14 protein-coding genes are annotated in these 12314 nt (G+C 71.4%); 12 read left to right on the top strand and 2 right to left on the bottom strand.

What is annotated here, in order from left to right; translation table 11 throughout:
* Positions 1 to 48: 48 nt before the first annotated feature.
* The gene (locus ACWEN3_RS28655) at positions 49 to 222 is read right to left on the bottom strand and encodes a hypothetical protein (protein ID WP_167357479.1); all 174 of its coding nucleotides are present in this window, start codon (positions 220 to 222) and stop codon (positions 49 to 51) included.
* A 416-nt stretch (positions 223 to 638) separates the two neighbouring features.
* Here ACWEN3_RS28655 and ACWEN3_RS28650 point away from each other — a divergent pair, with 416 nt between their 5' ends.
* From ACWEN3_RS28650 to ACWEN3_RS28635, 4 genes are all read left to right on the top strand, one after another.
* Positions 639 to 1292 (top strand): response regulator transcription factor, encoded by a 654-nt coding sequence (locus tag ACWEN3_RS28650; protein ID WP_355171385.1) that lies wholly within the window; start codon positions 639 to 641, stop codon positions 1290 to 1292.
* A gap of 5 nt (positions 1293 to 1297) precedes the next feature.
* Entirely contained in the window at positions 1298 to 2581 is a 1284-nt protein-coding gene (locus tag ACWEN3_RS28645) for a sensor histidine kinase (protein WP_452976501.1), read from the top strand.
* A 393-nt stretch (positions 2582 to 2974) separates the two neighbouring features.
* On the top strand, positions 2975 to 3271 hold the full coding sequence (locus ACWEN3_RS28640) for a DUF4193 domain-containing protein (protein ID WP_003997302.1): 297 nt from the start codon (positions 2975 to 2977) through the stop codon (positions 3269 to 3271).
* 13 nt (positions 3272 to 3284) lie between these two features.
* Positions 3285 to 4199, top strand: coding sequence for a hypothetical protein (locus ACWEN3_RS28635; protein ID WP_452976499.1), 915 nt, complete (start codon positions 3285 to 3287; stop codon positions 4197 to 4199).
* Between the two features lie 27 nt (positions 4200 to 4226).
* On the opposite strand, the gene ACWEN3_RS28630 is transcribed toward ACWEN3_RS28635, so the two are convergent.
* Complete coding sequence (locus ACWEN3_RS28630) at positions 4227 to 4691, bottom strand: DUF3093 domain-containing protein (protein WP_452976497.1); 465 nt, start codon at positions 4689 to 4691, stop codon at positions 4227 to 4229.
* A 111-nt stretch (positions 4692 to 4802) separates the two neighbouring features.
* On the opposite strand from ACWEN3_RS28630, the gene ACWEN3_RS28625 reads away from it, so the two are divergent.
* The 8 genes from ACWEN3_RS28625 (at position 4803) to ACWEN3_RS28590 (ending at position 12229) form a co-directional block, all read left to right on the top strand.
* Positions 4803 to 5387 (top strand): PaaI family thioesterase, encoded by a 585-nt coding sequence (locus ACWEN3_RS28625; protein WP_452976495.1) that lies wholly within the window; start codon positions 4803 to 4805, stop codon positions 5385 to 5387.
* A complete protein-coding gene (gene dut, locus ACWEN3_RS28620; RefSeq protein WP_452976493.1) occupies positions 5384 to 5944 on the top strand; it encodes a dUTP diphosphatase in 561 nt (186 codons plus the stop codon). Before ACWEN3_RS28625 ends, dut begins: the two co-directional genes overlap by 4 nt.
* Position 5945: 1 nt before the next feature.
* Positions 5946 to 6707, top strand: a complete 762-nt coding sequence (locus tag ACWEN3_RS28615; protein WP_452976491.1) for a DUF3710 domain-containing protein — start codon at positions 5946 to 5948, stop codon at positions 6705 to 6707.
* A 197-nt stretch (positions 6708 to 6904) separates the two neighbouring features.
* A complete protein-coding gene (locus ACWEN3_RS28610; protein ID WP_452976489.1) occupies positions 6905 to 7630 on the top strand; it encodes an ABC transporter ATP-binding protein in 726 nt (241 codons plus the stop codon).
* Between the two features lie 138 nt (positions 7631 to 7768).
* Positions 7769 to 10324: an ATP-binding protein gene (locus ACWEN3_RS28605; RefSeq protein ID WP_452976487.1), complete on the top strand. Its 2556-nt coding sequence runs from the start codon at positions 7769 to 7771 to the stop codon at positions 10322 to 10324.
* Positions 10321 to 11007 carry a response regulator gene (locus ACWEN3_RS28600; RefSeq protein ID WP_452976485.1) on the top strand — a complete coding sequence of 229 codons (687 nt, stop codon included), beginning with the start codon at positions 10321 to 10323 and terminating at the stop codon, positions 11005 to 11007. The genes ACWEN3_RS28605 and ACWEN3_RS28600 overlap by 4 nt, the downstream gene beginning before the upstream one ends.
* 43 nt (positions 11008 to 11050) lie before the next feature.
* The gene (locus ACWEN3_RS28595; protein WP_413953969.1) at positions 11051 to 11449 is read left to right on the top strand and encodes an OB-fold nucleic acid binding domain-containing protein; all 399 of its coding nucleotides are present in this window, start codon (positions 11051 to 11053) and stop codon (positions 11447 to 11449) included.
* Positions 11450 to 11452: 3 nt separating this feature from the next.
* Entirely contained in the window at positions 11453 to 12229 is a 777-nt protein-coding gene (locus tag ACWEN3_RS28590) for a DUF3159 domain-containing protein (protein ID WP_452976483.1), read from the top strand.
* The last annotated feature ends 85 nt before the right edge of the window (positions 12230 to 12314 follow it).

Genomic DNA, 12314 nt, shown 5'->3' with positions numbered 1-12314 from the left:
GGGACCCCGGCGCTGGATTCGCCGGGGTCCCTTCGCGCTTCCGTCCGATCAGACGCGTGACGCGCCGACCTCCACACCGTGTTCGGCGGCGAGGCGGCGCAGGTCGTCGAGCTCTGCCTGCTCCACCTCGACGAGGAAGTCGTCGCCCTCGTCACGAGCCCGCGACAGGTCGGACTCGGTCGTCCTTATGCGCTGCAGAAGTCCTGCGGTGAAAGCGTCCATGCTGCGCCCCCTCGTCCTGGGTCGTGGGTCGGGTGGCACGGGGGTGTGCCGTATGGGAAAGGAACGATCACAGCTCTCGCAGGTGCCCAGCAGCGCCCTGCCGGGCGGCGACGGTGCCGGACACCCGCGTCCACTCTGCCGAAGCGGATCGTGAGGTACCGCATGGTGCTGCGGCACATGCAGAGCGTGATCGCGGGGTGTAAAGCCGTCCTCCCCCCGCTCCCCTGCCCGGAAACCTCAACCGGAGGAGAAAATCTCGTATTCCCCTCCCGCGGCCACGGTCCCTGCGGTCCGGACCCCGCCTTACAGCCGACTTATGACCGAAAAGGGCAGGATGGAGGTCACACCCCACGAACACCCCTGCCCGCATGCGCGCCCGGCGCACTACGCGGGTGGACACAGGAAGGACAAGCGACGTGCGCGTACTCGTCGTCGAGGACGAGCAGCTGCTCGCCGATGCGGTGGCCACCGGACTGCGCCGGGAGGCCATGGCCGTCGACGTCGTGTACGACGGTGCGGCCGCCCTGGAGCGCATCGGCGTCAACGACTACGACGTGGTCGTCCTCGACCGTGACCTCCCGCTCGTGCACGGCGACGACGTCTGCCGCAAGATCGTCGAGCTGGGCATGCCCACCCGCGTGCTCATGCTCACCGCCTCCGGAGACGTCAGCGACCGTGTCGAGGGCCTGGAGATCGGCGCCGACGACTATCTGCCCAAGCCCTTCGCGTTCAGCGAGCTGATCGCCCGCGTGCGCGCCCTCGGCCGCCGGACCAGCATCCCCCTGCCGCCGGTCCTGGAGCGCGCCGGCATCAAGCTCGACCCCAACCGCCGCGAGGTCTTCCGCGACGGCAAGGAGGTCCAGCTCGCGCCCAAGGAGTTCGCGGTCCTCGAGGTGCTGATGCGCAGCGAGGGCGCGGTCGTCTCGGCCGAGCAGCTGCTGGAGAAGGCCTGGGACGAGAACACCGACCCGTTCACCAACGTGGTCCGGGTGACGGTCATGACCCTGCGCCGCAAGCTGGGCGAGCCGCCCGTCATCGTCACTGTGCCCGGCTCGGGCTACCGGATCTGATCGCCGTGGCCGCGACACCCGCGCCGCCGCAGGCGCCACCGAAACCCACCTGGGACCCCAGGCGGCCGCAGCCCCCCTTCCCGTGGCTGCGCCCGACGATCCGCATAAGGCTCACGCTGCTGTACGGCGGCATGTTCCTGATCGCCGGCATCCTGCTGCTGTCGATCATCTACCTGCTCGCCGCGCAGGCCATCACCACCGGCAACGCGCCGCTGTTCAAGATCGTCAGCTTCCAGGACCTGAAGGTCTCCAGCGACAACTGCCCCGCGATCACCAACCAGGTGCCGCTGGCGGAGTTCAACGACGCCATCAGCCGGTGCGCCGACCACCAGCGCCAGGCGGCCCTGGACAACCTGCTCAGCCGCTCCCTGATGGCCCTGCTGGGCCTCGCCGTGATCGCCTTCGCGTTCGGCTACGCGATGGCCGGTCGCGTGCTGTCCCCGCTCGGCCGGATCACCCGCACCGCCCGCGCGGTGGCCGGTTCCGACCTGTCCCGCCGGATCGAGCTGGACGGCCCGGACGACGAGCTCAAGGAGCTGGCGGACACCTTCGACGACATGCTGGAGCGGCTGCAGCGGGCCTTCACCGCCCAGCAGCGCTTCGTCGGCAACGCCTCCCACGAGCTGCGCACCCCGCTCGCGATCAATCGCACGCTCCTGGAAGTGCACCTGTCCGATCCGAACGCGCCCCTGGAGCTCCAGCAGCTCGGCAAGACGCTGCTGGCCACCAACGAGCGCAGCGAGCAGCTCGTCGAGGGCCTGCTGCTGCTCGCCCGCAGCGACAACCAGATCGTCGAGCGCAAGCCGGTCGACCTGGCCGAAGTGGCCACCCAGGCCATCGACCAGGTGCACGGCGAGGCCGAGGCGAAGGGCGTGAAGATCCGCGGTGAGCGCAAGCCGGCCGTGGTGCAGGGCAACGGCGTGCTGCTGGAGCGGATCGCGCTGAACCTGGTGCAGAACGCGGTGCGCTACAACGTGCCCCATGAGGAGGCGCAGCGCGAAGGGCTTCCGCAGAAGGGCGGGGGCGGATGGGTGGAGGTGAATACCGAGGTCCAGCACGGGCAGGCGGTGCTCACCGTGTCGAACACCGGGCCGGTGGTGCCGGCGTACGAGGTCGACAACCTCTTCGAGCCCTTCAGACGGCTCCGTACGGAGCGTACGAACAGCGACAAGGGGGTCGGTCTCGGCCTGTCCATCGTCCGGTCCGTGGCGCGCGCGCACGGCGGCCACATCGTGGCGCAGCCCCGCGAGGGGGGCGGTCTCGTGATGCGTGTCACCCTGCCGTTGTGATCCCGGACCGACACTCGCGGAGGCTGTTCGCTCTGCGCGGAATTTTTCGAGGGCCGAATGGGCTTCACGCTGTGTGATCGATCACATAGGCGGATTTCCAGCCATGTACTCTCCGTGATCATGACAGATGCCGGAAAGCCGGGAAAGTCCGGGTTTTCAGGGCTCTTGATCACGGGAAGTACACGGTGAGGCGCCTTTGAGGTGCGACATTCGAAGCGTGTACGGTCCTCACCGCCATCCAAGCCGATCACTCTTGAGAGGTCGGGTTGGGTGTCGATTGAGTAACAGCCCTTGATGTGAGGCAAAATCTCCGCCTCAGGTCGGGCACAAGTCCGGCCTCTCACGCGTTACGTGCGCTGGAGACACCGCAAACACCCAGAGGGGGAGAGCGATATGGCAACCGACTACGACACTCCACGCAAGACCGACGACGACGTCGACTCCGACAGCCTTGAGGAGCTGAAGGCCCGGCGGAACGACAAGTCCACCTCGTCGGTGGACGTCGACGAGTTCGAGGCCGCCGAAGGCCTCGAACTGCCCGGCGCCGACCTCTCGAACGAGGAGCTGGCCGTCCGGGTGCTGCCCAAGCAGCAGGACGAGTTCACCTGCATGAGCTGCTTCCTGGTGCACCACCGCAGCCAGCTGGCCAGGGAGAAGAACGGTCAGCCGATCTGCCGCGACTGCGACTGAGGGCGGGTCGGCCATGACTGGCTCGACCCCTCCCCGGAAGCGCCGCTTCCCCCGGCGGGGAGCGGACGAAGGGCCGTCCGACGGCCCGCATGGCGCGCGTGACGACGAGCGGGGCTCACCGCAAGCGGGAGCCTCGCTCGAACCGGCAGCCGGCCGGGCGGACCACCCGGAGCCGGCACGGTGGCCCGCGCCCGTCGCCCGTCGACGGGCCGCGGTGATCCGTGAGAAGACCCGGGAGATGGCCCGGGAAGGCGCCCGCAAGGGCGGCAGCCACGCCCGCGCGGGGCTGTCCTACCTCGCGGACCGCATCATCGACATCGCCCCGCGTGTGCCCGTACGCGACCTCGCGGCCCTGCGCAGGCAGTTCCCGGGTGTCGGGCCCGAGGAACTGGCCGACAAGCTGGTGGCGGGCGCGGCGGCCGGGACCTCGACGATCGGGGCCGGGATCGGTGCCGCGGCGATGCTCCCGGTGCCGCCGGCCCTGCCGACCGAGCTGGCCGCGGAGATCACCGGGGTCGCCGCGGTCGAGCTGAAGCTCATCGCCGAACTGCACGAGGTCTACGGCGTACGGCCGCCGGGCAACCTCAGAACCCGCAGCACCGCGTATCTGTCCTCCTGGTCGGGGGAGCGCGGCATCGACGTGATGAAGCCGTCGACGTACGACACGGCCCTCGGCGGCCGCATGAAGCGCGAACTGCGCCAGCAGATCATGAAGCGGACGGTCCGGAACCTGCCCAACCTGATGCCGTTCATGGTGGGCGCCGCGGTCGGGGCGGTCATGAACCGCCGGGACACGAAGAGACTCGCCTCGCGCATCCGGACCGACCTGCGGAAGATCCAGGTGCCGTGGGACGAGCTGACGCAGCTGCCGCCGCTGGAACAGCCGGCGGAGCCGCTGAACCTGCGCGATCTCCCCGGCGAGCTCTAGCCGGGCCCCAGCGGCTGCGGAGAACCCTCAGGCGTTCGCCGTGCGCGCCGCCTCGATGGCCGCCGCCAGCCTCTCCGGCTCCCGCGTCGACAGGTACAGGTACGGCGTCGGGTCCTCCGGGTCGGTGACCTCCACGCGCAGGGCGGTGGGGATGTACGCGCGCAGCAGCAGGAAGGCGCGGGTGTCGGCCTTGTAGGTGCGCCAGGCGCGGGCCTCCTCCGCGTCCAGGATCTCCGTCTCGCCCAGCGCCGACACCGGGATCTTCGCCTCGCCCGCGATCAGCGAGTCCCCCACGATCCGGATGCGCAGCGAGCCGTACGCACTGGCCACCACCGCCGCGGCGGCCGTACCGCCGACCAGGCCGCCCAGCAGCGGCAGGGTGCCGAAGGGGAGCAGGATCAGGGCGAACGAGACGCCCACGAGGAAGCTGATCAGCCACCACGAGCGGGGGGTGGTGAGGCGTTCTTCGTAGGGGCTGGCGGAGAGCTGCATGCAGCCAAGCTTGGCACGGGATCCGGATACCGCCGGAGTCGGGGCGGCCGGTGCGAAGCGCCGCCGGGCAGGGCGGTGGTGGGGGCGGACGGGCGGGTAATGTCTGCGCCTGTGAGTGGTAGTTCCGCAGCTCTTCAGCCTCCCGCCGACGCGGTGAAACCGGTACGGCACCCCGACGCGCCCGCGCCCGGGGAACTCCTCGGCGCCCACTACGAACACTGTTTCGGATGTGGCCCCGGTCAGTCGCACGGACTGCACCTGGAGGCACGGGCCGGCGAGGGTGTTTTTCTGACCGCCGAGTTCACCGTGCAGAGCGCCCACCAGGGCGCCCCGGGACTCGCCCACGGCGGGGTGCTGGCCACCGCCCTCGACGAGACCCTGGGCTCGCTGAACTGGCTGCTGCGGACCATCGCCGTGACCGGCCGCCTGGAGACGGACTTCGTACGGCCCGTGCCGGTCGGCACCACGCTGTACCTGGAGGCCGAGGTCACCGCGGTCGCCGGACGGAAGATCTACTCCACCGCCACCGGGCGCATCGGCGGCCCCGACGGGCCCGTCGCCGTCCGCGCCGACGCCCTCTTCGTCGAGGTCAAGGTCGACCACTTCATCGACCACGGCCGCGAGGAGGAGATCCAGGCCGCCATGAGCGACCCCGACCGGATCCGGCGCGCCCGCGCCTTCGAGGTGAACCCGTGACCCCCGCCGGCCGTGCCCAGCTGGACGTCCTGATCCGGCGCGTCGACCCGGACGTACCGCTTCCGGCCTACGAGCACCCCGGGGACGCCGGGGCCGATCTGCGCACCACCGAGGAGTGCGAGCTGGGGCCGGGCGAGCGGGCCGTACTGCCCACGGGAGTGTCGATCGCCCTCCCGGAGGGGTACGCGGCCTTCGTGCACCCTCGCTCCGGCCTCGCCGCCCGCTGCGGTGTCGCCCTGGTGAATGCCCCGGGGACGGTCGATGCCGGGTACCGTGGGGAGATCAAGGTGATCGTGGTGAATCTCGACCCGCGCGAGTGCGTGCGGTTCGAGCGCTTCGACCGGATTGCCCAACTGGTCGTCCAGCAGGTCGAGAGGGTCCGCTTCCAGGAGGTGGCGGAACTTCCCGGCTCGGCGCGGGCCGAAGGGGGCTTCGGGTCCACCGGTGGCCATGCCGCGGTGGGCGACGAGAGCGGCACAAGCGGTCGGGCCGCCGATGGCGGTCCGACGGGTGGGAATCGATACGCTTCGGTCGTATCCGACCGGGAAGGACAGTGACGTGTTCGGACGTCGCAACAAGAAGGGTGCCGCCGAGGACGCGGCCGGCGAGGCCGAGCAGGTCGTCGACAGCGTCGACACCGAGGCGGACGAGGAAGAGGCCGAGCGCGAGCGCGTCCGGCTGGAGCCCGGGCCGCGGCCCGAGGGGCCGTGGGACAGCGACGAGGTGCGCGACCCGGCCGAGGGCCGCGTGGACCTCGGCGGTCTGTTCGTACCGGGCGTGGACGGCATGGAGCTGCGTGTCGAGGTCGCCGGTGACGCGATCGTCGCCGCCACCGTCGTGCTGCGCGACAGCGCCGTCCAGCTGCAGGCCTTCGCCGCGCCCAAGCGCGAGGGCATCTGGGGCGAGGTCCGCGAGGAGATCGCCTCCGGCATCACCCAGCAGGGCGGCATCGTGGACGAGGTCGAGGGCCCGCTCGGCTGGGAGCTGCGCGCCCAGGTGCCGGTGCAGCTGCCGGACGGCACCGGCGGCTTCCAGGTCGTGCGGTTCGTCGGCGTGGACGGCCCGCGCTGGTTCCTGCGCGGTGTGATCTCCGGCCAGGGCGCGGTGCAGCCGCAGGCCGCCGGTCTGCTGGAGCAGATCTTCCGCGACACGGTCGTGGTCCGCGGCGAGGGCCCGATGGCGCCCCGCGACCCGATCGTCCTCAAGCTGCCGAACGACGCCCAGATGGTCCCCGAGGGCGTCCAGCAGGAGGAGTCCTCGCGCTTCTCCGGCGGCATGGGCCAGTTGCAGCGCGGACCGGAGATCACGGAAGTCCGCTAGGCGATCCGCCGGGTTCAGCAGGGATGTACGGGCCGTGCCTCGGGAAGGTGCGGCCCGTTTTCGCGGCTTCGCACCGTCGGGGAGACCTGCCGTCGCCGGGTGCGGGGCCGTCGTGGCCGGTCGCGCAGTTCCCCGCGCCCCTTCCGGGGCCCTGCCCCGCCCGGTGATACTGGCGCCCTGCCGACGGGGGAGGCGACATGGCGCAGGTGGTCACCGGGACCATGGTCCGGGTCGACGACGTCCACAAGTCGTACGGGCGGGGCGCGGCGGCCGTCCACGCCCTGCGCGGGGTCTCCCTCGAGGTGCCCCGCGGCGAGCTGGTCGCGCTCAAGGGGCGCTCGGGCTCGGGCAAGACCACCCTGCTGAACATCGTCGGCGGGCTCGACACGTCCGACCGGGGGCGGGTCGAGGTGGACGGGCGGCCGCTCGGGGAGCTGGGCGAGAACGAGCTGCTGCGGCTGCGCCGGGACCGCATCGGGTTCGTCTTCCAGTCCTTCGGGCTCATCCCGATCCTCAGCGCGGCCGAGAACGTCGGGGTGCCGCTGCGGCTGCGCCGCGCCGACCCGCGCGAGCGCGAGGAGCGCGTCGAGTTGCTGCTGTCCCTGGTCGGGCTCGCCGGCCACGCGGCGCAGCGGCCCGGCGAGCTGTCCGGCGGCCAGCAGCAACGGGTCGCCATCGCCCGCGCCCTCGCCAACCGCCCGGCCCTGCTGATCGCCGACGAGCCGACCGGCCAGCTCGACGCCGAGACCGGGCACGCCGTCATGGAGCTGCTGCGGGCCGTCGTCCACGGCGAGCAGGCCCCCGGGGACCCCGCGGAGGCGGAGGGACCCCCCGCCGTGCTGGTCGCCACCCATGACGCGACCCTCCTGGACCTGGCCGACCGGGTGCTGGAGCTGCGCGACGGCGAGATCGTCGGGGCCTGAGGGTCGCCGGGCGGCCGCCCGGCACCATCAGAGTTGCGTCAAAGACCCCCCTTGACCCGCCCCTTGTCCGCTTTGTCAGCATCATTGGCCGTAAGGTCGACGCTGCGTATGCGGCAGTCACCGGAAGACAATGGAGCCATGGCACGCGGCAAGCTTCGGATCTACCTGGGCGCGGCACCCGGTGTCGGCAAGACCTACGCCATGCTGTCCGAGGCGCACCGCAGGGTCGAGCGGGGCACGGACTGCGTCGTGGCCTTCGTCGAGCACCACGACCGGCCGCGCACCGAGGTGATGCTGCACGGTCTGGAGCAGGTGCCGCGCAGGCAGCTGGAGTACCGGGACACCACTTTCGGCGAGATGGACGTCGACGCCGTGCTGCGCCGGGCGCCCGCCGTCGCCCTGGTGGACGAACTCGCCCACACCAATGTCCCCGGCTCGCGCAACGCCAAGCGCTGGCGGGACGTGGAGGAACTGCTCGGCGCCGGGATCGACGTGGTCTCGACCGTCAACATCCAGCACCTGGAGTCACTCGGCGACGTCGTCGAGTCCATCACCGGGGTGCGCCAGCGCGAGACCGTCCCCGACGAGGTGGTCCGCCGGGCCGACCAGATCGAGCTGGTCGACATGTCGCCGCAGGCCCTGCGCCGCCGGATGGCCCACGGCAACATCTACCAGCCCGACAAGGTCGACGCGGCCCTCTCCAACTACTTCCGCCCCGGCAACCTCACCGCCCTGCGCGAGCTGGCGCTGCTGTGGGTGGCCGACCGCGTCGACGAGTACCTGAACCAGTACCGCAGCGAGCACCGGGTCTCGAAGATATGGGGCTCCCGCGAGCGGATCGTGGTCGGCCTGACCGGCGGCCCCGAGGGCCGCACCCTCATCCGCCGCGCCGCCCGGCTCGCCGAGAAGGGCGCAGGCGGCGAGGTGCTCGCCGTCTACATAGCCCGCAGCGACGGGCTGACCGCGGCCTCCCCGAAGGAACTGGCCGTCCAGCGCACCCTCGTGGAGGACCTCGGCGGCACCTTCCACCATGTGGTCGGCGACGACATCCCGGCCGCCCTGCTCGACTTCGCGCGCGGCGTCAACGCCACCCAGATCGTGCTCGGCTCCTCGCGCCGCAAGGCATGGCAGTACGTCTTCGGGCCCGGCGTCGGCGCGACCGTCGCCCGCGAATCGGGGCCCGACCTCGACGTGCACATCGTCACCCACGAGGAGGTCGCCAAGGGCCGCGGACTGCCCGTGGCCCGGGGCGCGCGGCTCGGCCGGACCCGGATCGTCTCCGGCTGGCTCGTCGGACTGGGCGGCCCCGCGGTGCTCGCGGTGCTGCTGAACAGCATCGACATCGGGCTCGCCAACGACATGCTGCTGTTCCTGGGGGTCACGGTCGCGGCGGCGCTGCTCGGCGGCCTGCTGCCCGCCCTCGCCTCGGTGGCCTTCGGCTCCCTGCTGCTGAACTACTACTACACGCCGCCCCTGCACAAATGGACGATCGCCGACCCGAAGAACATCGTGGCCATCGCGATCTTCTTCGGCGTCGCCGTGTCGGTGGCCTCCGTGGTGGACCTCGCGGCCCGGCGCACCCACCAGGCGGCCCGGCTGCGGGCCGAGTCGGAGATCCTCTCCTTCCTCGCCGGCAACGTGCTGCGCGGCGAGACCAGCCTGGAGGAGCTGCTGGAGCGGGTCCGCGAGACCTTCGCCATGGAGTCGGCCGCCCTGCTGGAGCGGGCGAGCGACGTCGAGCCGTGGACCTGCGCGGGCCGCGCCGGCTTCGGGCCCGCGCTGGAGCGGCCCGAGGACGCCGACGTGGACATGCCCGTCGGCGACCACATGGCGCTCGCCCTGACCGGCCGGGTGCTGCCCGCCGAGGACCGCCGGGTGCTCGCCGCCTTCGGCGCCCAGGCCGCCGTCGTCCTCGACCGCCGCCGCCTTCAGGAGGAGGCCGACCAGGCCCGCGCGCTCGCCGAGGGCAACCGCATCCGCACCGCCCTGCTCGCCGCCGTCAGCCACGACCTGCGCACCCCGCTGGCCGCCATCAAGGCCGCGGTCTCCTCGCTGCGCTCCGACGACGTCGCCTGGTCCGAGGAGGACCGGGCCGAGCTGCTGGAGGGCATCGAGGAGGGCGCCGACCGCCTCGACCACCTGGTCGGCAACCTCCTCGACATGTCCCGCCTGCAGACCGGCACCGTCACCCCGCTGATCCGCGAGATCGACGTCGACGAGGTGGTGCCGATGGCCCTCGGCGGCGTACCCGAGGACAGCGTCGATCTGGACGTGCCCGAGACGCTGCCGATGGTCGAGGTGGATCCCGGGCTGCTGGAGCGGTCGGTGGCCAACCTGGTGGAGAACGCCGTCAAGTACAGTCCGCGCGGGCGGCGCGTCCTGGTCTCGGCGAGCGCCATCGCCGACCGGGTGGAGGTGCGCGTGGTGGACCGCGGGCCGGGCGTGCCGGACGAGGCCAAGGACCGCATATTCGAACCCTTCCAGCGCTACGGCGACGCGCCGCGCGGCGCCGGCGTCGGGCTCGGCCTCGCGGTCGCCCGGGGCTTCGCCGAGGCCATGGGTGGCACCCTGAACGCCGAGGACACGCCCGGCGGCGGACTCACCATGGTCCTCAGCCTCCGCGCGGCGGGATCGTCCCCCGAGTCCGTCCCCCACGGGGAGGGCATCGCAGAACCAGAAAGGCAGACCCTATGACCCGGGTGCTCGTGGTCGACGACGAGCCGCAGATCGTGCGCGCCCTCGTGATCAACCTCAAGGCGCGCAAGTACGAGGTCGACGCGGCCCCCGACGGCAGGACCGCCCTCGGCCTGGCCGCCTCCCGCCACCCCGACGTGGTCGTCCTCGACCTGGGTCTGCCCGACATGGACGGCGTCGAGGTGATCAGGGGCCTGCGCGGCTGGACCCGGGTGCCGATCCTGGTGCTGTCCGCCCGCCACTCCTCCGACGAGAAGGTCGAGGCGCTGGACGCGGGCGCGGACGACTACGTCACCAAGCCCTTCGGCATGGACGAGCTGCTGGCCCGGCTGCGCGCCGCCGTGCGCCGGGCCGAGCCGGTCGGCGCCGGCGAGGACGACGTGACGACCGTGGAGACCGGCGGCTTCACGGTCGACCTGACCGCGAAGAAGGTCAACCGCGACGGCAGGGACGTCCGGCTCACCCCGACCGAGTGGCACCTGCTGGAGGTCCTGGTCCGCAACACCGGCCGGCTGGTCAGCCAGAAGCAGCTCCTCCAGGAGGTGTGGGGGCCGTCGTACGGGACGGAGACCAACTACCTGCGCGTCTACATGGCCCAGCTGCGCAGGAAGCTGGAGACGGACCCGTCGCATCCCGAACACTTCATCACCGAACCGGGCATGGGCTACCGGTTCGAGAAGTGAGCTGCGCTACGGCGCTGTGGGTGTGCCCCGGTACGCTTCAGATATGAGTGCTGTTCCTCGTTCCGAAAAGCCGGCCGGCCGGTTCCGGCGCATGCTCGACCGGCTCTCCTCGTCGCAGGAGGACCTGGAGTCGGAGGAGCTGCGCGAGGACGCCGAGACGGCGGGGTGCACGAAGATCGGTGACTGCCAGGACCGGCAGATCGTCACCGTAACTGGTACCTTGCGCACGGTCACCCTGCGTCCTCGTGCCGGAGTTCCGGCCCTGGAGGCCGAGCTGTTCGACGGCTCCGCCGCGCTGGACGTGGTGTGGCTGGGCAGGCGTTCCATCGTGGGCATAGAACCGGGGCGCAGGCTGATCGCATCGGGCCGGGTCTCGCTGAGCCGGGGCCGCCGGGTGCTCTTCAACCCGAAATACGAACTGCGACCCCTCGGACGGGAGTAGCCGGTGACGTCACTCGACAAGCCGACCGAAGACACCGACCAGACTCCTGCGGACCAGGCCGGCGACGCCCGTGCGGTGACCGAGGCAGCGCTGTTCGAGGCGTTCGGCGGAGTCCGTGGCATGGTCGAGACGGTCGTGCCGGGCCTGCTGTTCGTCGCGATCTTCACGGTCGACAAGAACCTGCACCTCTCGGCGATCGCCGCGCTGGCCGTGTCCCTGGTCCTGGTCGTGGTGCGACTCGTGATGAAGGACACCGTCAAGCACGCCTTCAGCGGCGTGTTCGGCGTGGCCTTCGGTGTCCTCTTCGCGATGTTCACCGGGAACGCCAAGGACTTCTACCTCCCCGGCATGCTCTACACGCTGGGCCTGGCGCTGGCGTACATCGTCACGACCCTCGCCGGGGTGCCCCTGATCGGCCTGATCCTCGGCCCGGTCTTCAAGGAGAACCTCTCCTGGCGCACCCGCAATCCCGGCCGCAAGAAGGCCTATGCGAAGGCCAGTTGGGCCTGGGGCCTGATCCTGCTCGCCAAGTGCGCGATCCTCTTCCCGCTGTACTGGTGGTCCGACACCACCAAGCTCGGCTGGGTGCTCGTGACCCTGAAGATCCCGCCGTTCCTGCTGGCGGTCTGGCTCACCTGGGTCTTCCTCGCGAAGGCGCCCGCGCCCATCGACGTGTTCGCGGAGATGGAGGCGGAGGAGAAGGCCGAGAAGGAGCGGAAGGCCGCGCTGGCCACCGAGGGCGGCGAGCCGTCGGGCGGACGGCACCGCCGGGACGCGTAACCCGCCGCCGTACGACGAGAAGGGCGCCCCTGCCCGGGTGGGGCGGCCTTTCGCGGGCGGTGGGCCCTCGGCGCGGCGGTCCGGC

The sequence above is a fragment of the Streptomyces sp. NPDC004561 genome, from assembly GCF_053602155.1.
Note: the sequence above shows the minus strand (reverse complement) of the source record. Positions and strands in the feature narration are given on the sequence as shown.

Coding starts and splice junctions, on each gene's coding strand:
- ACWEN3_RS28630 (WP_452976497.1), bottom strand. CDS start 4,691: ATGCAGCTCTCCGCCAGCCCCTACGAAGAACGCCTCACCACCCCCCGC.
- ACWEN3_RS28595 (WP_413953969.1), top strand. CDS start 11,051: ATGAGTGCTGTTCCTCGTTCCGAAAAGCCGGCCGGCCGGTTCCGGCGC.
- ACWEN3_RS28655 (WP_167357479.1), bottom strand. CDS start 222: ATGGACGCTTTCACCGCAGGACTTCTGCAGCGCATAAGGACGACCGAG.
- ACWEN3_RS28640 (WP_003997302.1), top strand. CDS start 2,975: ATGGCAACCGACTACGACACTCCACGCAAGACCGACGACGACGTCGAC.
- ACWEN3_RS28605 (WP_452976487.1), top strand. CDS start 7,769: ATGGCACGCGGCAAGCTTCGGATCTACCTGGGCGCGGCACCCGGTGTC.
- ACWEN3_RS28610 (WP_452976489.1), top strand. CDS start 6,905: ATGGCGCAGGTGGTCACCGGGACCATGGTCCGGGTCGACGACGTCCAC.
- ACWEN3_RS28600 (WP_452976485.1), top strand. CDS start 10,321: ATGACCCGGGTGCTCGTGGTCGACGACGAGCCGCAGATCGTGCGCGCC.
- ACWEN3_RS28635 (WP_452976499.1), top strand. CDS start 3,285: ATGACTGGCTCGACCCCTCCCCGGAAGCGCCGCTTCCCCCGGCGGGGA.